This is a genomic window from Actinomyces urogenitalis DSM 15434 (assembly GCF_000159035.1).
Taxonomy (GTDB): domain Bacteria; phylum Actinomycetota; class Actinomycetes; order Actinomycetales; family Actinomycetaceae; genus Actinomyces; species Actinomyces urogenitalis.
On the sequence record NZ_DS999574.1, the window covers coordinates 1,003,536 to 1,025,371 of the forward strand.

The 21,836-nt window shown below is 67.8% G+C and carries 17 protein-coding genes and 1 pseudogene; 8 read left to right on the forward strand and 10 right to left on the reverse strand.

What is annotated here, in order from left to right; all coding sequences use genetic code 11:
• The first annotated feature begins 173 nt into the window (after positions 1-173).
• Positions 174-1,319 (forward strand): zinc-binding dehydrogenase, encoded by a 1,146-nt coding sequence (locus tag HMPREF0058_RS04360; protein WP_006548479.1) that lies wholly within the window; start codon positions 174-176, stop codon positions 1,317-1,319.
• A gap of 288 nt (positions 1,320-1,607) precedes the next feature.
• Here the strand turns inward: HMPREF0058_RS04360 and iolE are convergent, their stop codons facing one another.
• From iolE to HMPREF0058_RS04385, 5 genes and pseudogenes are all read right to left on the reverse strand, one after another.
• A complete protein-coding gene (gene iolE, locus HMPREF0058_RS04365; RefSeq protein WP_006548480.1) occupies positions 1,608-2,534 on the reverse strand; it encodes a myo-inosose-2 dehydratase in 927 nt (308 codons plus the stop codon).
• Positions 2,535-2,709: 175 nt separating this feature from the next.
• On the reverse strand, positions 2,710-4,368 hold the full coding sequence (locus HMPREF0058_RS04370; RefSeq protein ID WP_006548481.1) for an MFS transporter: 1,659 nt from the start codon (positions 4,366-4,368) through the stop codon (positions 2,710-2,712).
• A 72-nt stretch (positions 4,369-4,440) separates the two neighbouring features.
• A pseudogene (locus HMPREF0058_RS04375) lies at positions 4,441-5,633 on the reverse strand (Gfo/Idh/MocA family protein).
• A 206-nt stretch (positions 5,634-5,839) separates the two neighbouring features.
• The gene (locus HMPREF0058_RS04380) at positions 5,840-6,856 is read right to left on the reverse strand and encodes a LacI family DNA-binding transcriptional regulator (RefSeq protein WP_006548484.1); all 1,017 of its coding nucleotides are present in this window, start codon (positions 6,854-6,856) and stop codon (positions 5,840-5,842) included.
• Between the two features lie 46 nt (positions 6,857-6,902).
• Positions 6,903-7,640: a sulfite exporter TauE/SafE family protein gene (locus HMPREF0058_RS04385; protein WP_006548485.1), complete on the reverse strand. Its 738-nt coding sequence runs from the start codon at positions 7,638-7,640 to the stop codon at positions 6,903-6,905.
• Between the two features lie 100 nt (positions 7,641-7,740).
• On the opposite strand from HMPREF0058_RS04385, the gene HMPREF0058_RS04390 reads away from it, so the two are divergent.
• Positions 7,741-9,093, forward strand: a complete 1,353-nt coding sequence (locus tag HMPREF0058_RS04390) for an MFS transporter (RefSeq protein ID WP_006548486.1) — start codon at positions 7,741-7,743, stop codon at positions 9,091-9,093.
• Between the two features lie 661 nt (positions 9,094-9,754).
• On the opposite strand, the gene HMPREF0058_RS04395 is transcribed toward HMPREF0058_RS04390, so the two are convergent.
• Positions 9,755-10,006 (reverse strand): hypothetical protein, encoded by a 252-nt coding sequence (locus HMPREF0058_RS04395; RefSeq protein WP_006548487.1) that lies wholly within the window; start codon positions 10,004-10,006, stop codon positions 9,755-9,757.
• A 268-nt stretch (positions 10,007-10,274) separates the two neighbouring features.
• Between HMPREF0058_RS04395 and guaA the strand changes: the two genes are divergently transcribed.
• Together guaA and HMPREF0058_RS04405 are read left to right on the forward strand one after the other, a co-directional pair.
• Positions 10,275-11,879: a glutamine-hydrolyzing GMP synthase gene (gene guaA / locus HMPREF0058_RS04400; protein WP_006548488.1), complete on the forward strand. Its 1,605-nt coding sequence runs from the start codon at positions 10,275-10,277 to the stop codon at positions 11,877-11,879.
• A 368-nt stretch (positions 11,880-12,247) separates the two neighbouring features.
• Positions 12,248-13,273 carry an aldo/keto reductase gene (locus HMPREF0058_RS04405; RefSeq protein ID WP_006548489.1) on the forward strand — a complete coding sequence of 342 codons (1,026 nt, stop codon included), beginning with the start codon at positions 12,248-12,250 and terminating at the stop codon, positions 13,271-13,273.
• 220 nt (positions 13,274-13,493) lie between these two features.
• Here the strand turns inward: HMPREF0058_RS04405 and HMPREF0058_RS04410 are convergent, their stop codons facing one another.
• The 3 genes from HMPREF0058_RS04410 to HMPREF0058_RS04420 all read right to left on the reverse strand — a co-directional run bounded on the left by HMPREF0058_RS04410 (position 13,494) and on the right by HMPREF0058_RS04420 (position 15,996).
• Positions 13,494-13,832: a carboxymuconolactone decarboxylase family protein gene (locus tag HMPREF0058_RS04410; RefSeq protein ID WP_006548490.1), complete on the reverse strand. Its 339-nt coding sequence runs from the start codon at positions 13,830-13,832 to the stop codon at positions 13,494-13,496.
• A 247-nt stretch (positions 13,833-14,079) separates the two neighbouring features.
• Positions 14,080-14,979, reverse strand: coding sequence for an aldo/keto reductase (locus tag HMPREF0058_RS04415; protein WP_006548491.1), 900 nt, complete (start codon positions 14,977-14,979; stop codon positions 14,080-14,082).
• Between the two features lie 147 nt (positions 14,980-15,126).
• On the reverse strand, positions 15,127-15,996 hold the full coding sequence (locus HMPREF0058_RS04420) for an aldo/keto reductase (RefSeq protein ID WP_040319520.1): 870 nt from the start codon (positions 15,994-15,996) through the stop codon (positions 15,127-15,129).
• A gap of 130 nt (positions 15,997-16,126) precedes the next feature.
• Between HMPREF0058_RS04420 and HMPREF0058_RS04425 the strand changes: the two genes are divergently transcribed.
• On the forward strand, positions 16,127-16,969 hold the full coding sequence (locus HMPREF0058_RS04425; protein WP_006548493.1) for a LysR family transcriptional regulator: 843 nt from the start codon (positions 16,127-16,129) through the stop codon (positions 16,967-16,969).
• A 244-nt stretch (positions 16,970-17,213) separates the two neighbouring features.
• Positions 17,214-19,649 (forward strand): glycoside hydrolase family 3 N-terminal domain-containing protein, encoded by a 2,436-nt coding sequence (locus HMPREF0058_RS04430; protein WP_006548494.1) that lies wholly within the window; start codon positions 17,214-17,216, stop codon positions 19,647-19,649.
• A gap of 131 nt (positions 19,650-19,780) precedes the next feature.
• Here the strand turns inward: HMPREF0058_RS04430 and HMPREF0058_RS04435 are convergent, their stop codons facing one another.
• On the reverse strand, positions 19,781-20,308 hold the full coding sequence (locus HMPREF0058_RS04435; RefSeq protein WP_006548495.1) for an NAD(P)H-dependent oxidoreductase: 528 nt from the start codon (positions 20,306-20,308) through the stop codon (positions 19,781-19,783).
• Between the two features lie 190 nt (positions 20,309-20,498).
• Between HMPREF0058_RS04435 and HMPREF0058_RS04440 the strand changes: the two genes are divergently transcribed.
• Positions 20,499-21,092, forward strand: coding sequence for a cysteine hydrolase family protein (locus tag HMPREF0058_RS04440; protein ID WP_006548496.1), 594 nt, complete (start codon positions 20,499-20,501; stop codon positions 21,090-21,092).
• Between the two features lie 52 nt (positions 21,093-21,144).
• Positions 21,145-21,732: a methylated-DNA--[protein]-cysteine S-methyltransferase gene (locus tag HMPREF0058_RS04445; protein ID WP_006548497.1), complete on the forward strand. Its 588-nt coding sequence runs from the start codon at positions 21,145-21,147 to the stop codon at positions 21,730-21,732.
• The last annotated feature ends 104 nt before the right edge of the window (positions 21,733-21,836 follow it).

The following is a 21,836-nucleotide window of genomic DNA, read 5'->3' on the forward strand; positions in this document are numbered from 1 at the left end:
GCGACCAGAGCGACGAAGCCTACGGAACGCCGTTGACTCCGCGGCGGGGTGCGGACGGGAGGCTGCCGCACGAGATGTATTTATGTCCTGACAAAGATGTGTCGGTGGGGTAGTGTTGAGCACGAACGAGGACGCGGGAGCGCCCCAACCGCCCAGCCGAGAGAGACTGAACCATGACGAGCAACGAAGCACTCCAGATCCCCGAGACGATGCGTGCCGCGGTGCTGCGCGACCACGCCAAGGGTCTCGAGGTCGAGACGATCCCTACCCCCCGTCCCAAGAACGGCGAGGTCCTCATCAAGGTCGCGGCCTGCGGCCTGTGCCACTCTGACCTGCACGTGATCGGCGGCGCGATCGCCTTCCCGCTGCCCGCCGTCCTGGGGCACGAGGTCACCGGTACGATCGTCGAGGTCGGCCCCGGTAACGAGCACACCGGCCTCAAGGTCGGTCAGAACGTCGCGGGCGGCTTTCTCATGCCCTGCGGCCAGTGCGACGCCTGCGCCCGCGGCCATGACGAGCTGTGCGGCCCCTTCTTCGACCTCAACCGCCTCAAGGGTGTGCTCTACGACGGGACCACACGCCTGTCCAGCCTTGATGGCGAGCCCATCTACATGTACTCCATGGGCGGCCTGGCTGAGTACGCAGTCGTTCCTGCTACCGCGGTCGCTCCGGCCCCTGAGTCCATCGACCTCGTTCCCGCCGCCATCCTCGGTTGCGCTGCCATGACCGGTTACGGCGCGGTGCGCCGCGGCGCGGACCTGCGCTTCGGTGAGACCGTCGCCGTCGTGGCCACCGGTGGTGTGGGCACCAACATCGTCCAGATCGCGGCCGCCATGGGCGCCTCGCAGGTCATCGCTATCGACGTCTCCGACGAGAAGCTGGCGCCGATGTTCGGCTACGGCGCGACCGCCGTGGTCAACTCCGTGACGCAGGACGCCCGCGAGGAGGTCTTCCGGCTCACCGGCGGCAAGGGTGTGGACGTGTCCTTCGAGGCCCTGGGGATCCCGGCCACCTGGAAGACGGCGCTCGACGTCCTGTCCGACGGCGGTCGTATGGTTCCGATCGGCCTGGGCGCCGGTGTCCAGACCGCTGAGGTGGAGATCAACCGTACCGTGCGTCGCTCCCAGTCGATCCTGGGCTCCTACGGTGCCCGTACCCGTCAGGACCTGCCGGCCGTGGTCGACCTGGCCGCGCGCGGCATCATCAACTACAAGGACGTCGTCTCCCGTCGCTTCCCGCTCGAGGAGGCAGGAGCCGGCTACGAGGCGCTGCGCAACCGTGAGGTCCAGGGCCGCGCCGTCGTCGACATGAGCCTGTGAGCGCTCAGCAGGCTTGAGCACCTGAGCTGAGCCGCGCACACGTCAGGGGCGCCCGCCACCGAGGAGGTGGCGGGCGCCCCTGACGTTGTCATGATGTGGCGCAGTTTGGCACGGTGACGTGGTGCTCCGGTACGGGCGAGGGGAGTGTTGGATGAGGCGCTGGCAGCGCGTGAGTGCTCAGCCAGATCACACAAAGACCGGTGGGCCACTATGTCCGAATGGAATAGTGACCCACCGGTTCAGAGCCAAGCAGACTCAGCGTTTCGCTAGCGCCCGGGCATCACATGCTCACAGAGTGAACAGCGTGGACTCGATGTACGTGCGTGCCTTCTCGCCGTACTCGTGCGGGTTGGCCACAGCCGGGTCCTGCTCAGCCTCGACCAGGATCCACTTGTCGTAGCCGTGGTCGATGAGGAACTTGTAAGGCTCGGTAAAGTCGATCATGCCGTCGCCGGGGACGGTGAACATACCGTTGAGGAAGGAGTCGAGGAAGGAGCGCTCAAGCTTCTTGGACTCTTCCATCTTCTCCGGACGCACATCCTTGAAGTGGACGTGCTTGATGCGGTCGATGGTGGCCTCAAGCAGACCCATGACGTCGCCGTCGCCGACGAAAGCGTGACCAGTGTCGAACAGGAGGGAGACCTTGGACGGGTCGGTCATCTCCATGAGACGGATGGTCTCCTCCTTGGTCTGGACCACCGTGCCCAGGTGGTGGTGGTAGACCAGCTCAAGGCCGTGCTCGTGGGCGATGTCGCCCAGACGGTTGAGGCCCTCGGCCAGCACCGGCCACTCCTCGTCCTTGAGCACGGGCTTGTTGGTGAAGATGCAGATGTCGCGGTCGCCCTGCACCGATCCAGTCTGCTCGGAGACCACGATGCGGGTGGCGCCCAGGTACTGCAGGTACTCACAGTTGGCAGTGAACTCAGGGATGACGGCGTCAATGCCATCACGCACGATGAAGGACGAGAACCACTGTGCCACGATCTTGATGCCGCGGGCGTCAGCGCGCTCCTTTGTCTCCTCCTTGCTGGGGTACCAGCCGGCGACCTCGGTGCCGAGGTAGCCCAGGTCGGCAAGGTCGAGCAGCTCGTCCTCGAGGGTGTTGTAGGCGCCGACCTCCTTGACATCGTCGTTGCGCCAGGCGATGGGGTGCATACCCCATGAGATGCCGTGCGGGTCATTGATGGCAGTGGCAGGGTCGAGGCGGAATGCCATGTCAATCTCCTTTGATAGAGGCTAGATGAGGGTGGCCCATGGGCCGGTCGGAAGAGGGGTTGATGGTGCGCTCGCTCTTCCGGTTGCTCACGCAAGTTATCTTATTTGTCCGAACGAATCGCGGTCAATGACAACGAGTGTCACTCGGCGATACCTCGCCTGAGGGATGCATATGTCAGGAGTAACGCTCTTCCATGTCGTGCTCAACCTGCTCAAGGGATCGTCCCGACGTTTCAGGCATGATCTTGAACAGGATGACGGCGACGATGAGGTTGAGCACACCGTAGAGCGCGTAGGTCAGACCACCGCCAAGAGATTCCATCATGGGCGGGAATGTCCAGGTGATGATCGCGTTGGCGATCCACATGCAGAAGATGGCAGTGCCGTTCATGACGCCGCGAACGTTGGCGGGGAAGATCTCACCCATCATGGTCCACACCACGGTTCCGTTGGAGGACTGGACGATGAGCATGAACACGGCCATCAGGCCCAGGATGAGGTAGGCGGTCCAGGCAGGCGGCGTGGTGCCGGCGGACATGTGCGGGGCGATGGCCAGCTGGAAGGTTGCGGCGATGCCGAGCAGGCACAGGCCCACACCGGTGACGTCGGCGATGAGGATCTGACGACGGCGGAAGCGCATGATGAGCCAGATACCCAGAGCGGAGCCAACCACGCTCATCACGCCGTTGGCGACCTGTGCCGTGATGGATGCGGAGGTGGACATGCCGGCGTACTCCAGCACCTTGGGGGCGTAGTACATGACCGTGTTGACGCCGGTGGTCTGGTTAATGACAGCGAGGAAAATTCCAACTAGCAGAAGCCTACGCAGCCACGGGGTAGACCAGACATAGCCCAGTCCCTTGGCCCGCTGCTGCTCGAGCAATTCATGCTGGCGAGACTCTGCCATCTCCATGAGCTCGTCCTCGAGCGGGCCGTCCTTGCCGGGCTCGCGCACCCGCTTGAGGGAGGCAATGGCGTCATACAGGCGCTCCTTGGCGATGTACCAGCGAGAAGACTCGGGCATGAGGCGGATACCGATCCACAGTGCGATGGCGGGAATCGAGCAGAGCACCAGCATGTAGCGCCAGGCCTCGCCGTTACCGGAAGTGATGGTGAGCTGGTCGAGGAAAGCGTGGAACTGCTCGCTGGTCATCGATCCACCCTTGGATGTTTGCAGGGCGGTGAGGGTGTCGTAGGAGTACGCCCCAGGCTCAAAGAGGCCGGAAGGATCAGCCTCGATGGTGAGCTGGGGGCCACCCTTGGCCGTGTTGATGATTGCATTCATGGTGAATGCGAGCAACTGGCCGGTGACGATCATGAGCTGGTCGATGGCGACGATCGAACCGCGGATGCGCTTGGGCGCGGTCTCTGCCAGATACACCGGCACGGTAGCGCTGGCGCCACCCACGGCCAGGCCGAGGATGACGCGGAACGGGTACATCACCCATACGTTGGGAGCGAAGGTAGTCCCTAGAGCGCCAACGAGGAAGATGATGGCGAGCAAGGTGATGTTGTGGCGGCGACCGTAACGGTCGGACAACCGTCCACCGAACAGCGCGCCAAGTGCCGCACCGATGAGCAGGGTTCCGCCGATCGCTCCCTCTTCGAGGCTGGTCAGCTGCAGGCCCTTGGCGGCGTCGGGCATGTACATGTACGGCAGGGCGCCGGAGATGACTCCGGTGTCGTAGCCGAACAGGAGGGAGCCGAGCGTGGCGACGGCGGCGATGGAGAGGATGCCTCTGTGCTTGCCGGAGGCGGGTGTGTGGCTGACGGCCTGCGCCATCTGCTCGCGGGTGATCCCCTTCAAGGAGATCCGTTGAGCGCTGGTGGTCATGCCTTGTCCTTTCTGAATATCTGAGGCTCGGCGTCGTTGTCCGGCCTTGAGAAGGCGGGAAAAATGGGGTGCTCAGGCGTCAAAGGTGGTGTTGCCCTGGACTCGGGGAACGTCATGCCACTGGCCGTCGGCTGCGGAGGCGACGACGGCCTCGTCGACCTCGGCGGCGCACCAGGCGTCAGCGGTCGAGGGCGCCAGCTGCTCACCGGTGAGGACGGACTTGAGGAACTGGGCGGCCTCGATGGACTTCATGTCGTCAAAGCCCATCGAGGTGCCGATGGCGGGCTGGTAACGGCTCCAGTCGCCCCAGGCCGGGCCGGCCATGGCGCGGGTGTAGCCGTGGGTGGGGCCGCCGTCGACGGTGGTGCACACCTCGAGCTCGTTGAGACGCTCGAAGTTCCAGCGGGCCGAGCCGTTGGTGCCGTAGACCTCGACGACGTACTCGGCGCGCGGGCCCACGCTGACGCGCGAGGACTCCATGGTGCCGATGACGCCGCCGTCGAAACGGACCAGCATGGAGACGTAGTCCTCGTTCTCGACCGGGCCGCGCTCGTCGCCGATCTCGAAGCCGGAGTGCCCGAAGCCCAACTTGGTGGGGATGGGACGCTCGGTGATGAAGGTGTCGGTGGCGGCGGTGACCGAGGCGATACGACCGACGACGTACTGGGCCAGGTCGGCGCCGTGGCTCATGAGGTCGGGAACGACGCCGGCACCGGCCTTCTCGCGCGAGGCGCGCCAGGTCAGGGGCCCCAGGGGGGAGGAGTTGTAGTCGGCGATGAGCCACACGCGCACGTTGGTGATGCGGCCGAGCTTGCCGGTGCGCACGAGCTCGCGCATGTACTCGATGGCGGGGGTGTGGCGGTAGTTGAAGCCGACGGCGGTGACCGGCCGGCCTTCTCGGCGGCCTGGGCCACGGTGCGGGCCTGCTCGGCGCTGACTCCCATGGGCTTCTCGATCCAGAAGGGCTTGCCGGCCTCGATGGCGGCCAGGGCGATCTCGGCGTGGAGGAAGTTGGGGGAGCAGATCGAGACGACGTCGATCTCGGGGTCGGCCAGCAGCTCGTGGTAGTCGGCGTAGGCGCGCTCGAAGCCGAGGTCCTCGACGGCGGCGCGCTGGACCTCCTCGATGGGGTCGGCGGCGGCGACCAGGCGGGCCTCGACGCCGAGCTCGGGGAAGCGCTCGGAGACCGAGCGGTAGGAGCGGGCGTGCAGGCGCCCCATCCATCCGAGGGAGACAACGCCGACGCCGATCGTCTTCTTTGCCATGGTGAGTGAGCTCCTTCGTGCCGTCATTGGCGTGTGTGGGAGTGTGGTGGGCACGCGCCCCGTCGTTGGTAACGCGCGTCACCACTTTGTACAGACAAAATTAGCAGCGTGCACCTGGGTGCGCAAGAGGTGGTGTGAGAACCGACCTGGTCAGGTCGCGCGTTCCGCCTGCCCGCCAGGGCGCCGACGAGGAGGACAGGGGTGGCTCAGCCCTCAGAAAGAGGCTGTGAGGAGTCGCGGACCACCAGTCTCGCCCCCACGACCCGGTGCACCGGGGCCTGCGTGGGCTCCTGAAGAAGGAGGGACACGCACTGAGCCGCCAGCAGGTCCGGTGACTGGTCGATGCTGGTGAGGCGGAACTCGGGGCGGTCGGCCCACGGGGAGTTGTCGTAGGACACCAGCGCGACGTCACGCCCTGGGCGCAGGCCTGAGGCCAGCAGGGCCGTGTGCAGGTCAAGCGCCAGGACGTCGTTGTACGCCACCGCGCCAAAGCGCCCTGCCGTGCGCGAGCGCGCCGCAGCCAGGGCGGGCGTGGCGCCGTCGTCGCAGACCACCGCCTGGAAGCGCATGCCGAGACGCTTCGCGGCCAGGCGGCACGCCTCGCGACGCTCGTCGACCAGCGTCTCGTGCATCGATCCTGACGGGCTGAAGAACACCGTCTCGGACACGCCCTGGCTCGCGAGGTGATCAGCGATCTGCGCGGCGGCGTCGTCCTCGTCGAGCCGGACGACGTTGAGCGTGTCGGTGTCCAGGCGGCGGTCCATGACGACCAGGGGGAGCTGGGCGGACAGCTCACGCAGCTCCGTCAGTGACAGGGAGGTGCCGGGCAGGATGAGGCCCTCGGGCCGCATGGACAGCACGTCGTCGATCGTGGATCGCTCCACCTGGTCCGTCAGGTCCGAGACGAAGGAGGCCAGGATGTAGCCGGCCTGTGAGGCGTGGCGCCGCAGGGCCCGCAGCAGCAGGTCGAAGAAAGGGTTGTCGAGGTAGGGCACGATCACCGCCAGGCGTCGCGAGCGACGGGAGGCGAGCTCGGTGGCCGCGTTGTTCGGCCGGTAGCGCAGGGTGCGGGCCGCCTCCAGGATCCGCTGGCGGGTCTTGTCCGACATGCGGCCCCCGCCCTTGAGGGCCAGGGAGACCAGGCCACGAGAGACCTTCGCCAGGTCGGCGACGTCCTGCTGGGTGGCAGGCGCTCGGCGAGCAGTGGGAGCGGCCTCAGGCACGGGAACCTCCGAGGGGTGGCGGGTGTGCTCCTCAGGATAGGGCGGATCACACGAGCAGGTAGATCGCCGAGCCGATCGTCAGCAGCGTGACCAGGGGGTTGAAGACCTTCTCGTTCATCCGGGTGGCCAGGGAGCGGCCGGCAAAGGCGGAGACGATGACCACCGGGACCAGGACGGCGTCCGTCGCCAGGGTGCTGACGTGGATGATCCCCAGGCCGATCGAGAAGGGGAGCTTGACCAGGTTGACCAGGAAGAAGAACCAGGCGGTCGTGCCCAGGAAGGTGGAGATCGAGAAGCGTGAGGCCAGGAAGTACATCGTGGTCACCGGGCCCCCGGCGTTGGCGGCCATCGTCGTGAACCCTGCCAGGGTGCCGTAGACCGCGCGTCCGGCGCGCCCCTGGACCTGCGGCGGCCTGGGCAGGCGCATGAGCAGCAGGGTGACGGCGATCAGGGCCAGGAGCAGCACGCCGATGAACCGCTGCGTCGCGCCGTCGGAGGCCACGTGCAGGAAGGCGGCCCCCAGCACCACGCCAGCCAGCACACCAGGAACCAGGCGCCGCAGCGTCGGCCAGTCGGCGTCGCGGCGGTACATCCAGATCGCCAGGACGTCGCCGACCAGGAGGAGGACGAGCATGGTGCCCGTGGAGGCCTTGGCGGGCAGCACGGCGGCGAACAGTGCGACGGCAAGGGTCGCGGCTCCGGGCAGCGCGGTCTTGGAGACCCCGATCGCCGCTGCCGCGATGACGAGGACCACCCAGGTCGAGGTAGACAGCATTGTCAGCACAAAGGCATCCTAGTGTCACGGACGGACGATTCGCACCTGCTCTGAGGACCTGCGTCGTCGGAGTCCGGGCCCCGACCCTACCGGTGACAGGAGACGGTCGATGAAGATCGCACGAAGCTCAGCGCAGCGCCGTCTGCGCCTCCTGCTGGCGTGCACCGGCGTGGCTACCGGCGGTGCCTGGGGCTCGGTGGCGCTCGCCCTCGCTCACGACCACGCCAGCGCCTCGCTGCTGCAAGGACAGGCGGCGACGGCGGAGACGGTGAGGATCATCGTCCTTCTGGCTGCGCTGCCGCTGGGCGCACTGGTCGGGGCGCTGCCCCTGGACCTGGTCTCCCACGCGCTGGGACGACGGCCGGCGACGTTGGTGTGTGCCACCTTGGTCATGGTCGGAGCCGTGGTCGGGGCCGTGAGCGCCGCCGTGGCCTCCACCTGGGGGCAGTCGGTCGGGGCGCTGGTCACGGGTCTGGGTGTCGGCGGCTTCACCATCGTGACGCCCAAGCTGGCTCACGAGCTGGCCGAGCGCGGGCACCGCAGGCTCGTTCCCCGTCTTGCTGCCTCGCTGCCAGCAGGAGCGGGCCTGGCGCTGCTTGCCGGTGAGGCCGGTGAGCTGCTCCTGCCGGGCCAGGCCCTGGTGCTCGGGTGGCTGGCCCCCTTGACCTCCGGCGTCCTGGTCGTCCTGGTCGCCACCAGCCTGCCTGAGACGCCTCACTGGTACGTCGCCCACGGCAAGGTCGAGGCCGCTCACGCTGCCCTGCGCCGGATGACCGATCCGCTCGAGGCCGCGGTCGGGATCGACTGGGTGATGATGGACGCCGGGATGCTCGGTGAGCAGAAGGCGCTGAGCGCGAGCGACCTGCGCGTGGACCGGGTGCGCCGGACCGTCGTGGTCGGTGCGGTGCTTGAGCTGGTCCAGGGGCTGCCGCTGGGGCTGACGGCGATCTGCCTGACGCCGGCGGCCCTGGCGCTTCGTGCAGGAGGGTGTGCGCCGGTGTGGGGTGTCGCCGCGCTGGCGTGCGCGTGGATGGTGCTGGGGATCGTCGCCAGGCGCCGTCGTCCCGAGCACATGCTGCTGGCCTGGGTGCTGGCTGGTACCGGGATGGCGGCCTGCGGCCTGGTGCTCCTGACGCTGCTGGGGCGCATGGGCCTGGCTGGGGACCAGTGGGTGCTGGTGGTGGTGTCCACGATCCTCGTCGCCGCCCACTACGTGCTTATCGCCCCGGCCTGCACCGGCGGCACCGATCCGCTGGTGCCGCCCTGGCTGCTGCGCTCCCAGCGTCGCGCTGAGGCCGTCAACCGCCCGCTTGTCCAGCTCGTGTCAGTCCTGTGCCCGACGCTCATGCTCGCGCTGGGGGTGAGTGGCCCGGTCGTCCTCGGGGTGTGCCTGGGGCTGCAGCTGACAAGTCTGCTGCTCGTGCTGCTCGCGCTGCCGCGGCTGGCTACGGCGCTGCGCTGAGGAGGGGGCGCGGCGGCGCCGCGGCTGGCAGTGGGTATTGCGTGCTGCTGAGGCTGTGGCGGTGGTTGTGGTGCTGGTAGGGGGTGTGGCGGTGGTTGCAGTGCCGGGGTGAAGACGGTGTTGACAGCAATGAGGGTGACGGTGCTCTTGGCGGCGTGCCTGCGTGCTGGCGGCGTGTTTGTGCGTTGTGGGGGCGTGCCTGCGTGCTGTGAAAGCGTGCCTGTGCGCTGTGGGCGTGTCCTACGACGTCGTCACGCACGCCCTCGTCGTGGAGGCACGCCCCGTCATTGGGAAGCCACGCCGCCACAACACGCAGGCACGCCGCTATGTGGTGCGTAGGCCTCACGGGGGTGGCCGGGCTTTGGTGGCCGGGCTTGGCAATACGCGCCTTGGTGATCGAGCCGTGGCGCACGAGCCTGGCGCACAGGCTTTTGGGAGGGTCGGGCCTAGGCAGTGGGCCTGGGGGCTTGAGCACGTCCCAGCCGGACGCGGCCCGGACACGACAAGAGCGCCGACCCTCGTTGGGCGGCGCTCGCGGTGCTGACGTGACCTCGTGGTGGCCTGACGGTGTCGGGCGTCCCGGTCTACGTCGCTGCGCGGGCTTCGCTGGCCGCGCAGCTCAGGAAAGCCCGGGGGGCTTCCCGGACCTTTTCGGGGAGCCTCAGGCGCTCATCAGGTTGATGCCGGTGTAGGTGCCCACGAAGGCCGCGATCGAGCCGGTGACGCCCGAGGCGATGAGCAGCGGGGCGGAGGCGGTGAGAGCGCCGACGGTAGCCATGACGACGATGACGGCGGCAATGATGGCCATACCGATCTTGAAGGTGAGCAGGTCGGCAGCCTTGACCTCAGCCTCGGAGGAGGCGGTGGACTCAGGGGTGGTGACAACGACCTGGTCGATGACGGGAGCGATCATGGTGGTGTTCCTTTCGGTTCCGCTGTGCGGAACCGTGAAGGAGGCCCCGCACGGCTGTGTGCCCGACCGGTCTGGTCGGATCCGACCCCGGTGGGCCGGTGGCTTCAGCATAGACAGGTCGTCGACGCCTTGTCGAGGTGATTGTCCATACAAACTATGAGGGATGAGTCGCACACTCGACTGCCCGGTTACTAGGGGCGGCCAGCGTCCCTCCGCCGGCTGCGGCCTGTGGCAGGCACCCCTGCCGTCTCCTCGCTATCCTGGGCCGGTGACGACCAATCCCCACGCCACCGCCTCGCACGCGGACCCGCAGGCCACCGGCCCGGTCCTCGTCGTCGACTTCGGTGCGCAGTACGCCCAGCTCATCGCCCGCCGCGTGCGTGAGGCGAGTGTCTACTCCGAGATCGTCCCGTCCTCGATGCCGGTGGAGCAGATGCTTGCCAAGCACCCGGCGGCCATCATCCTGTCCGGTGGCCCCTCCTCGGTCTATGCCGACGGCGCCCCGGGCATCGACCCAGCCGTCTTCGACGCAGGCGTGCCGGTTCTCGGCATCTGCTACGGCTTCCAGACCATGGCCCAGGCCCTGGGCGGCACGGTGGGGCGCACCGGCACGCGCGAGTACGGCCACACCGAGGCCAAGGTCGACGCCAGCTCCTGCCTCTTCGCCGGCACGCCGCTGGACCAGGCCGTGTGGATGAGCCACGGGGACGCCGTCCAGGCCGCCCCGGCGGGCTTCGCCGTCACCGCCTCCACGGCAGAGACCCCGGTGGCGGCCTTCGAGAACCGCGAGCGCGGCCTGTACGGTCTGCAGTGGCACCCCGAGGTCCTCCACTCCGCCTACGGCCAGAAGGCGCTGGAGAACTTCCTGCACGAGGCTGCCGGCATCCCGGCCACCTGGACGGCTGGCAACATCATTGACGAGCAGGTCGAGGCCATCCGCGCCCAGGTCGGCGACGCTCACGTCATCTGCGGCCTGTCAGGCGGGGTGGACTCCTCGGTGGCCGCGGCGCTGGTCCACCGCGCGATCGGTGACCAGCTGACCTGCATCTTCGTTGACCACGGCCTGCTGCGCGCCGGCGAGCGTGAGCAGGTGGAGCAGGACTACGCCGCTGGCATGGGCATCCGCGTCATCACCGTGGACGAGTCCGAGCGCTTCCTCTCCGCGCTGGCTGGGGTGACGGACCCTGAGACCAAGCGCAAGATCATCGGCCGGGAGTTCATCCGCTCCTTCGAGGCGGCCCAGCGCCGCGTCATCGAGATGGTGGGTGAGCAGGGGGGCGAGATCAAGTTCCTCGTCCAGGGCACGCTCTACCCCGACGTCGTGGAGTCCGGTGGCGGTACCGGGACGGCCAACATCAAGAGCCACCACAACGTCGGCGGCCTGCCTGACGACCTCAATTTCGCCCTGATCGAGCCGCTGCGCACCCTGTTCAAGGACGAGGTGCGCGCGATCGGCCGCGAGCTGGGCGTGCCGGAGAAGATCGTGGCTCGCCAGCCCTTCCCGGGCCCTGGCCTGGGGATCCGCGTCATCGGTGAGGTGACGCGCGAGAACCTGGAGATTCTGCGGGCGGCGGACCTCATCGCTCGCGAGGAGCTGACGGCCGCCGGCCTGGACGAGGAAATCTGGCAGTGCCCGGTCGTCCTGCTGGCTGACGTGCGCTCGGTGGGAGTCCAGGGCGACGGCCGCACCTACGGTCACCCGATCGTGCTGCGCCCGGTCTCTTCCGAGGACGCGATGACGGCGGACTGGACCCGCCTGCCTTACGACGTCTTGGCGCGGATCTCCACGCGCATCACCAACTCCGTCCCGGAGGTCAACCGCGTGGTTCTGGACTGCACCTCCAAGCCGCCGGGCACCATCGAGTGGGAGTGAGGTCGGCCCTTAACTCCCTGGACGACGGCGGCCGGTGACCTGATGAGCAAGAGGTCACCGGCCGCCGTCGTCATGCTCGAGGGAGCCTCTGGTCCGTCTGACGCCATGGTGAGAGCAGGCCTGCCTGACCGTCCCTGCGGCGCTCGGCCTGGCCCGCGGGCCAGGCGAGGGGCGACGTCGTCGGTGAGGCCGTGGAGCGCACCCGCCCCCTTGCTGCCTTCCAGGACCTGGCAGGCCCTGGAAGGCGGGCGGTCACCGGCAGAGGCTGGAGCCGTTCCTCGAGTGTGCAGGTAGGGGCATGAGCGTGCACCTGGGGGCTGCACACTCGTACCAGCACCTGCACGCTCACGCCTGGACCAGGAGAACCGATGCAGTACACGACCCTCGGGACCACGGACATCACCATCCCCCGCCTGTGTATCGGCGGGATGAGCTTTGGCGAGGTCTTCCCCGACTCCCACCAGTGGGTCATCGATCAGCCTGCGACCCAGGAGGTCATTGCTCACGCCTTAGACCTCGGCGTCAACTTCATTGACACCGCCAACACCTACGCCCACGGCACCTCAGAGAGCTTTATCGGCCAGTCGCTGAAGAACCTGGGCGTGGCCCGCAAGGACGTGGTGCTCGCCTCGAAGGTCTACTTCAATGACGGGCACCTGTCCGCCGAGGCGATCGAGCGCGAGATCACCGGCACCCTGGAGCGCCTGGGTACGGACTACCTCGACCTCTACATCATCCACCGCTTCGACTACTCCACGCCGGTGGAGGAGACCATGGAGGCGCTGGACCGCCTGGTACGCGATGGCCGCGTGCGTGCGCTGGGTGCCAGTGCGATGTACGCCTACCAGCTCCACTCCATGCAGGTGGTGGCCGACGAGCATGGCTGGACCCGCTTGGCCAGCATGCAGAACCACTACAACCTGCTCTACCGCGAGGACGAGCGCGAGATGATCCCGGTCACCCAGAGGTACGGGATGAGCCTGACGCCCTACAGCCCGCTGGCCTCGGGGCACCTGGCGCGTCCGACCTGGGACTCGGCCTCCTCCCGCTCGACCACGGACGCCACGATGCGTGCCAAGTACGACTCGGCTCGCGCGCTGGACATGCCGATCATCGAGCGGGTCGCGCAGGTCGCCTCGCAGCATGAGGTAGCGATGTCGGACGTCGCGCTGGCCTGGTTGTGGGCCAAAGGCGTGGCAGCGCCGATCGTGGGGTGCTCGCGGCCGAGCCGGGTCGATGACGCCGTGCGCGCGCTGGACCTCACCCTCAGTGAGCAGGAGATTGCCTTCCTGGAGGAGCCCTACCGCGCTCACGAGCTCGTGGGACCGCTGGCCCGCCCGGGTGAGAAGGCGCTGGCTGGTGGCACCAAGGTCGAGGACCTTCGACGCCGCTGACCCCCTGCCGGCCGCGACGTGGGACGGACTCGCAGCCCGTCCCACGTCGTTGTTGCCGTTCGACACACGGGATCGGGGCCTGCCCACTGGGCAGGCCCCGATCCCGTGTGAATGAGGCCAGGAAGCCGATGCAGGCCTAGGAGGCTGACAGGCCTTCAGGCTGTGGCGCTGGGACTCGCCGGCGTCGCGGGGCAGGGTCGCTCCGCGACGCCGATGGGTCTTACTCGGTCTTACCGGTGTCCTCGGCCCAGACCTTCTCGATGAGCGGGAAGGTGGACCAGGCCTTGGGCCATCCGCAGTAGAAGGCGAGCTGGGTGACAACCTCGATCGCCTCAGCCTTGGTGATGCCGTTCGTCCGGCCGATGCCCAGGTGCGCCTCCAGCTGGGGGAAGAGGCCGGCGGAGAAAAGCGCGGCGATGGTGATGAGGGAACGGTCGCGGGCGGGCAGCTCGTCCTCGCGGGACCAGACCTGGCCGAACAGGACGTCGTCATTGAGAGCGGCGAACTGAGGGGCGAGGCGGCCTAGCTGGTCGCGGCCGGCAGTCTGCTTGACAGCCATGGTGGTGCTCCTAGAGGTCAGGGGACATGGACGGCAGCCTGGGGCGGTCTCCCCAGACGCGGGTGACAGTCCCCAGGCGGGACGACGGTGCAGGCGGGCTGCGTCGTCGTCCCACCTCGCAGTCAAGGTCGGGACAGTCCGGTGATCCAGGGCGTGTCAGGGCCTGCTTAGTCGCGAGTGTGCAGGTGCGTGCGCGAATGAGCACTCTGGGACTGCACACTCATGGGCGGACCTGCACACTCGCGAGTCAGTAGAGGGTGCTTCCGCCCAGCTGCTGGTCCTTGACCAGATCCCCCAGCAGCCAGCGCACGATCTCGGGGTCGTAGTGGTCGAAGATACGTGGGAAGGAGGGATCGTTCAGCGTCTCAAAGGCCGCCAGGTCCTCGGCGTCCAGCATGAAGTCCATGACGTCGATGTTCTCCTCCATGCGCTCGCGGCGCACGGTCTTGGGGATGACGATCACGTCCTTCTGGATCAGCGCGCGCAGGGCGACCTGGCCGGGCGTCTTGCCGTACTTCTGGCCGATCCTGGCCAGCACGGGGTTGGCGAAGATGTTGTTCTGGCCTTCGGCGAAGGGCGCCCAGGCCTCGTGAGCCACGCCGAGGTCTTGCATGAGCCCGTGGGCCTCGGCCTGCTGACGGAAGGGATGGGTCTCGACCTGGTTGACCGCAGGTGGCACCTCGGCAAGCAGCGCGACGTCCACCAGGCGCTCGGGATAGAAGTTGGACACGCCGATGGCGCGCAGCTTGCCCGCCTGGTAGGCCTCCTCCATGGCGCGGTAGGCGCCGGGGTAGTCACCCATGGCCTGGTGGAGGAGCATGAGGTCGATGTAGTCGGTGCCGAGCCTGCGCAGGGACTCATCGATCGAGATCTTGGCGCGCTCGTAGCTCATATTCGACACCCAGATCTTGGAGGTGATGAAGACCTCCTCGCGGCTGGTGACGCCGTCAGCAATGGCCTGCATGACGCCGGCGCCCACGCCCTCCTCGTTGCCGTAGGCCTGGGCGGTGTCGAGGAGGCGATAGCCCACCTCCAGGGCGGTGCGCACGTGCTCGGCGGTCTGCTCCGGCGGCGTCTGGAAGACGCCGTAGCCGAGCATCGGCATCTGGACGCTGTTGTTAAGAGTGATGACGGGAATGGTGGTCATGGAGTCTCCTGGGTCGGTGTCTGGGGCTGAGATGGTCGGGCCGGTGGCGGGACGTCGGCGGAGCCGAGCTGCGTCGTCGTCCCACCCGGGAGGGGGCCGGGTCTGGCAGAAGGGCGTGCTGAGGAGGGCGCGAGCCCGTGTGGCCTCTCAGACCTGCTGGGAGTAGTCGTTCGGGCCCCAGACCCACTCCGGGGCCTGATCGGGAACGGTGTAGTAGGCCTGCTGGGGGATGGCGTTGATCGCGTCAACCTCGTCGTGGCTCAGCTCGATCGAGGCAGCTGCGAGGTTGTCAGCCATGTGGGCCGGGTTGAGGGTCTTGGGGAAGATGACGTTGCCCTCGGCCAGGTGCCAGGCGAGGACCACCTGGGCCTGGGTGGCGCCGGTGCGCGCGGCTGCCGCGACGATGGCGGGCTCGGCCAGAAGGGAGGGGTCGCCGTGGCCCAGCGGGTACCAGCGTTCGTAGAGGATGCCGGTGTCCGCAAGCTCCTTCTTCAGGGCGTGCTGGTTCCAGCGGGGGTTGATCTCCACCTGGTTGACGGCTGGCGGAATCGTGGCGACGTCGAGGATCTCACGGGTCTTGGAGGCGGAGAAGTTGGACAGGCCGATGGAACGGAGCTTGCCGGCCTGAACGGCCTCCTCTATCGCTTTCCAGGCCGAGACGTACTCGCCGTAGGGCTGGTGGAGCAGGAGGAGATCAAGGTAGTCCAGCCCCAGACGCTCCAGGGTGGCGTCGATGTCCTTAACTGCCTGCTCATAGGGGTAGGACTGTGGGAAGAGCTTGGAGGTGATGAAGACCTCCTCGCGGCGGACCAGTCCGTCAGCGATCGCCTCATGCACCACCTCACCCACGGCAACCTCGTTGAAGTAGGCGTTGGCCGTGTCGATGTGGCGGTATCCGGCCTCAAGCGCCTGGCGCAGGTGAGTGCGCACCTGCTGGCTGGTCATCTGGAAGACGCCGTGTCCCAGGGCCGGGATAGTGCAGCCGTTGTTCATCGTGAAAACGGGGATCGTGGTCATGGCACTCCTGGTTGTCTTGTGCTGATCGTTCATATGTCTACGCGGTCTGACAACGAGTCTGCCCCTGGAAAAGAGGGTTGTGAAATGCCAAAATTGGAAAGAAATATGTTTTCAGTGCATAAGGGGCATCGTGGACTTTGATCAGCTGCGCCAGCTTGAGGCCATTGCGAGGCTCGGAACTGTCTCGGCTGCCGCCCGTGAGCTCCACCTGTCTCAGCCGGCACTGTCTCGTTCGCTGGCTCGGCTGGAGAAGGAGCTGGGGCATCAGCTCTTTGAGCGTGCGGGGCGTCGGCTGGTTCTCAGTGACGTCGGAGACGTGGGCCTGGAGCACGCGCGAGCCCTGCTCCGCGCCGAGGCTGCGATGCGTGCGGCGGTTGACGAGGCGGCGCGGCGACTGCGCACCCTGCGCGTTGGGACGGTGGCGCCGGCACCGTTGTGGCGGCTGACGGCTCTGACGGTCGAGCGCTTTCCTCAGCGGCTCATGACCTCTTCGATGCTCAGTGAGCAGGAGGTGGCCTCGGGCGTGCGCGAGGGCAGTCTCGACCTGGGCATCACGCTGCGTCCGCACAGCCTGCCGACGGTGCATTCGGCCCCGCTCATGGCCGAGAACCTCGCTGTTGTCCTGCCTCGCGACCATGGGCTGGCTGGGCACGAGGACGTCAGCTTTGCTGAGCTGGACGGTGAGACCTTTCTGCTCTTCTCGGACATCGGCTTCTGGCGTGGTGTGTGCGACGAGTACCTGGCGGGCTCGACCTTTGTGCTCCAGCAGGACCGCGAGGTCTTCCGGTCGATGGCGGCCAGCACGGAGCTGGCCTACTTTGTCACGGACGCTCCGTCACTGGCGGGGGTCCCAGCGGGCCGGGTCGTGGTGCCGATCCGAGACACGAGCGCGCACGCGACCTTCTACCTGGTGTGTCACGAGGAGGCTAGGCCTGAGGCTGAAGAGGTCTTCGCCTGGGTGCGTTCGCGCTGAGCCCTGTGGGGAGAGCGTTTGCAGGCCCAGCCTGCTGAGTCGCGAGTGTGCAGGTGCGTGTACGAACGAGCGCCCTGTGACTGCACACTCATGGGTGGACCTGCGCACTCGACGTCTTGTTTCGAGAACGGAAGCGAATCTCATCCACCCTATTGACCGATCGGCAAAAATGGGGGAGGTTAGTACCGGAGACAACACGGCTGCCCGACCGGGCGGACCGGCCCCCCTGCAAAGGAGCAATGCGATGGAGCAGTATGAGATCGACCACCTGGCGACGGTGAGGGCTGCTGCCCCCGAGTCCGTGGTGCTGCTGGCCAGTGACGGGAGCTTCCCGCTGGCCGCCCCCGGCAAGATCGCCCTGTTCGGCGCGGGCGCCCGGCGCACCGTCAAGGGTGGTACCGGATCGGGGGACGTCAACTCTCGCCACGTCGTCACGGTCGAGGAGGGGCTGGAGAACGCCGGTTTCGAGATCACCACCAAGGCGTGGCTGGACGCCTATGACGAGGTCGCCAACGCCAACCACGTCGCCTTCGTTGCGGACCTGAAGAAGCAGGCCAAGGCTGCGGGTGTGCCGGCCATCATCTTCGGCATGGGCGCCGTTGAGCCGGCACCTGCCTATGACCTGCCGCTGGAGGGTGAGGGCGAGGCTGCGGTCTACGTCCTGTCGCGCGACTCGGGTGAGGGCAACGACCGCAAGCCCCAGGCCGGGGATGTGCTGCTGACCGACTCTGAGGTACGTGACATCAAGGCTCTGGCCTCTCGCTTCGAGCGTTTCCTCCTGGTCCTCAACGTCGGCGGCGTGGTGGACCTGACCCCAGTGGGGGACCTGCCCAACATCCTCCTGCTCTCCCAGCTCGGTGCGATCACCGGTGACGTCTTCGCCGACGTCCTCCTGGGCAAGGTCTACCCCTCCGGCCGCCTGTCCACGACCTGGGCCGCCTGGGGCAGCTATCCCGACGCCGGTGACTTCGGCGACCCGGACGACACCTACTACACCGAGGGCGTCTACGTCGGCTACCGCTACCTCGACTCGGTCGGCAAGGAGCCGATCTTCCCCTTCGGTCACGGCCTGGGTTACACCACCTTCGAGATCGGTGAGGCTGCCATCGCGGTCGAGGGTGGCGAGATCGCCCTGACCACGAGTGTGACCAACACCGGTTCGCGGGTGGGCAAGGAGGTCGTCCAGGTCTACGTCTCCGTCCCGGCCGGCGACCTCGATCAGCCCTTCCAGGCCCTGGCTGCCTTTGCCAAGACCGAGGAGCTCGCTGCCGGCGCCAGCCAGGAGCTGACCCTGCGCTTCGACCTGACCGACCTCGCCTCCTACGACGCCGCCAAGGTCGCCACCGTCCTGGAGGCGGGCGACTACGTCGTGCGCGTGGGCTCCTCCAGCCGCGCCACCAAGGTCGCCGGCGTCCTCACGCTGGGTGAGAGCGCGATCGTGCGCAACGCTCACGACGTGCTTGGTGACCCCGGCTTCACTGACTGGCGCCCCGAGCAGCCGGTCGCCGTCGTCGTGCCCGACGACGCACCTCGCCTGGAGATCCAGGCCAGCGACCTGCGTCGCGAGGACGCTGGCAAGGCCGTGGACCTCACCGAGGCGCTGGAGTACACGTGTGGCCTGTCCGATGACGAGCTGAGCTACCTCGTGCTCGGCCAGTACCACGACTCAGCGGACAAGCAGTCCGTCATCGGCCAGGCCAGTGAGGACCTGGTGGGCGCTGCCGGCCAGACCACCACCCGTCTGGAGGGCCTGCGCACCCTCGTCATGCCGGACGGGCCCGCCGGCCTGCGCCTGGCCTCGAAGGTCGGCGTGGACGCTGACGGCCCCTTCCCCGTGGGCGCAGCCTTTGAGGGCCTGTTCGCCGAGCTCCTGGACGAGGAGTCGTTGGCGGCCCTGGGCGTGGACCCGAGTGTGGCTCCGCGCGTGCCCGAGCGCACCTTCGAGCAGTGGGCCACCGCGATCCCGATCGGCACAGCTGTCGCCCAGACCTGGAACCCCGAGGTGGCGCGTGCCTACGGTGACCTCGTGGGAGCGGAGATGGAGCACTTCGGTGCCCACCTGTGGCTCGCCCCGGCCTTCAACCTGCACCGCACCATCTTGTGCGGCCGCAACTTCGAGTACATGAGTGAGGACCCGCTCCTGGCTGGACGCATGGCGGCTGGCATCACCCACGGCGTCCAGGCGCACCCTGGTCGTGGCGTGACGGTCAAGCACTTTGCCTTCAACAACCAGGAGACCAACCGTCTGAACTCCAACAGCCACGTCTCCCAGCGCGCGGCCCGGGACCTGTACCTGCGCTCCTTCGAGATCGTGGTGCGCGAGGCGCAGCCCCACGCCCTCATGACCTCCTACAACCTGGTCAACGGTGTGCACACCTCTGAGAGCGCCGAGCTGCTGGAGACGATCCTGCGTGAGGAGTGGGGCTACCAGGGCCTGGTCATGACCGACTGGGTTGTGGACGGCATAACCCGCACCGACGCGCCGCACCCGCGGGCCACCGCTCCGGCCACGATCAAGGCCGGCAACGAGCTGTTCATGCCCGGCTGCGAGAACGACCGTCAGGCGATCCTGGCCGCCCTGCGCGGCGAGGAGGGGGCGATCGTCGCTCTCAGCCGTGAGGAGCTGGCCAAGCAGGCCGCGCGCGTGGTGCGCATGGTCTGGCAGCTCGCCGGGCGCTGATCGCAGCCTGGCCCCCGGGGCTGAACGCGTACGACGGCGACCGGGTGAAGAGACATATCCTCTTCACCCGGTCGCCGTCGCGTGTGCCGGGCGTTGCGCCTCAGCCTGGGAGCGTGGAAGCGCGGGGCGTGTCAGCATGCCGGCGCGCTCAGCCAGGAGCGGTAGGCCTCGGCCTGACGCTCCAGGTCCGCGTCGCTGATCTGCATGGCCCCGGCCGTGACGAAGGGCTCGACGAAGCGGGTGCCAATGAGCTTGCTGGTGGTGGCAAAGGGCAGCAGGAGCTGGTCCACGGTGACCTGGTACAGGCCGGTGGGCGTGTAGCGCTCGGCAGCCGCTCCTGGCGAGACAGCCACAGCCAGCTCCTTGCCGTGCAGGGCCGTGCCGGTGGACCCGTAGGCCCAGCCGTAGGTCAGCACGTCGTCCTCCCACTGCTTGAGCAGGGCGGGGGAGGAGTACCAGTAGAGGGGAAATTGCCAGACGATGCGGTCGGCTGCCTCCAGGACGCGCTGCTCGGCCTCGACGTCGATGCGGAAGTCAGGGTAGAGGCCATAGAGGTAGCGCACCTCGACGCCGTCGATGGCCTCGGCGGCGTGGGTCAGGCGCGCGTTGACGCGCGAGGTGGCGATGCTGGGGTGGAAGACGAGGACGGTGGTCTTCATGAGGATTCCTTCAGTGGTCTGAACAGGGTGAACGGCCCCACGGTAGGACCCATGCCTGTCACGAGCCAGGTACGGTCAGTGCCCGTCACCTTCGGTGGTCTTCCTCAGGCGCAGGGGCAGGAGTGGAGGGGAAGACATGCGGCCCGGGGATGCCTGCTAGTGTCAAGACACCTTGAGTGAAAGGACCGTCATGGCACTCCCACAGCCCCAGCCCACCACCTGGCAGCAGTCCACCGGCATCGACGCCTCCCGCGCGGCGCTGGTCGTCGTTGACGTCCTGGGAGGATCGGGTGAGGTGATCGAGCCGCTGCACGAGATGGCGGCCAACGCCGTTGCCCTGGCACAGGGGGCGCGCGCTGCCGGGGTCCCGGTGTTCTTCGCCTGCGACAACCACCTGCCCGGCACCGATCTGGAGACCGAGCTGTGGGGTGCGCACTCCGTGCGCGGAACCGAGGACTCCAAGCCCCTGGACGCCTTCCAGGTCACCGACGCCGACTACGTGGTCCCCAAGCGCCGCTACTCGGCCTTCGTGGGTACGGACCTGGACCTCACCCTGCGCGAGCTGGGGCGGGAGGTGCTCATCGTCGTCGGCTTTGACACGAACATCTGCGTCCTGCACACCCTGGCCAGCGCCTACTACCTGGGCTACCGCACGATTGTGCCTGCGGACGCCACCGCGAGCTTCCTCGTGGGTACCCAGGACGGCGGCCTGGAGTACTTCTCGCGCGTCTTCGACTCCCGCGTGGTGACGACGGCGCAGGTGCTTACCGAGCTTCAGGGCTGAGGGGGCGGCGCAGGCCCTGAGGCTAGGCCAGGGTGCGTGGCAGGATCGGGGCATGACCACCGGCGACTCTGCCCGTTCCACGTACGTCCAGGCCTACTCCTCGCCCCTGGGACCGATGACGCTGGCTGCCTCCACCGGCGAGGGCCTGCCTGACGGCGGCGCGCTCACCGGCGTCTGGTTTGACGGCCAGGCTCACGACCGCGCCGGACTGCCCGACGACGCCGTCCTCGTCAGTCCGGGGGACGACGGCGAGCCGGTCGTGCTCGCCGCCGTGCGCGTATGGCTGGACGCCACTTTCGCAGGCACCGACCCGGGCAAGCCTCCGCTGCTTGCACCGGCTGGTACCGACTTCCAGCTCCGGGTCTGGGAGCAGTTGCGTGCCATCCCGCGCGGGCAGACACTGACCTACGGGCAGATCGCTGCCCGGTTAGAGCCGGTCCTGGGCCGGCCCACCTCGGCCCGCGCGGTAGGCGGCGCTGTGGGGCGTAACCCGCTGTCCGTCGTCGTGCCCTGCCACCGGGTACTCGGAGCCGACGGGGTGCTCACGGGCTACGCCGGCGGCCCCGAGCGCAAGGCCTGGCTGCTCCGCTCAGAGGGAGCGGCCGTGACCGCGCTCGCTGGTGGTGAATCGCTCTCGTGACGCGACGCGTCGGTGGGTTACGCTCACGCGGCTGCAGGGCAGGACTATGGCCTGTGCTCACAGGCCAGGTTGAGCACGCCGTCTGAGGGCGGGACCGCGCTCGC

What these genes read in the sequence shown, in the direction of transcription:
- HMPREF0058_RS04390 (WP_006548486.1), top strand. Translation starts at nt 7,741, where the DNA reads ATGAAGATCGCACGAAGCTCAGCGCAGCGCCGTCTGCGCCTCCTGCTG.
- HMPREF0058_RS04435 (WP_006548495.1), bottom strand. Translation starts at nt 20,308, where the DNA reads ATGAAGACCACCGTCCTCGTCTTCCACCCCAGCATCGCCACCTCGCGC.
- HMPREF0058_RS04445 (WP_006548497.1), top strand. Translation starts at nt 21,145, where the DNA reads ATGACCACCGGCGACTCTGCCCGTTCCACGTACGTCCAGGCCTACTCC.
- HMPREF0058_RS04395 (WP_006548487.1), bottom strand. Translation starts at nt 10,006, where the DNA reads ATGATCGCTCCCGTCATCGACCAGGTCGTTGTCACCACCCCTGAGTCC.
- HMPREF0058_RS04410 (WP_006548490.1), bottom strand. Translation starts at nt 13,832, where the DNA reads ATGGCTGTCAAGCAGACTGCCGGCCGCGACCAGCTAGGCCGCCTCGCC.
- HMPREF0058_RS04405 (WP_006548489.1), top strand. Translation starts at nt 12,248, where the DNA reads ATGCAGTACACGACCCTCGGGACCACGGACATCACCATCCCCCGCCTG.
- iolE (WP_006548480.1), bottom strand. Translation starts at nt 2,534, where the DNA reads ATGGCATTCCGCCTCGACCCTGCCACTGCCATCAATGACCCGCACGGC.
- HMPREF0058_RS04370 (WP_006548481.1), bottom strand. Translation starts at nt 4,368, where the DNA reads ATGACCACCAGCGCTCAACGGATCTCCTTGAAGGGGATCACCCGCGAG.
- HMPREF0058_RS04420 (WP_040319520.1), bottom strand. Translation starts at nt 15,996, where the DNA reads ATGACCACGATCCCCGTTTTCACGATGAACAACGGCTGCACTATCCCG.
- HMPREF0058_RS04430 (WP_006548494.1), top strand. Translation starts at nt 17,214, where the DNA reads ATGGAGCAGTATGAGATCGACCACCTGGCGACGGTGAGGGCTGCTGCC.
- HMPREF0058_RS04415 (WP_006548491.1), bottom strand. Translation starts at nt 14,979, where the DNA reads ATGACCACCATTCCCGTCATCACTCTTAACAACAGCGTCCAGATGCCG.
- HMPREF0058_RS04440 (WP_006548496.1), top strand. Translation starts at nt 20,499, where the DNA reads ATGGCACTCCCACAGCCCCAGCCCACCACCTGGCAGCAGTCCACCGGC.
- HMPREF0058_RS04360 (WP_006548479.1), top strand. Translation starts at nt 174, where the DNA reads ATGACGAGCAACGAAGCACTCCAGATCCCCGAGACGATGCGTGCCGCG.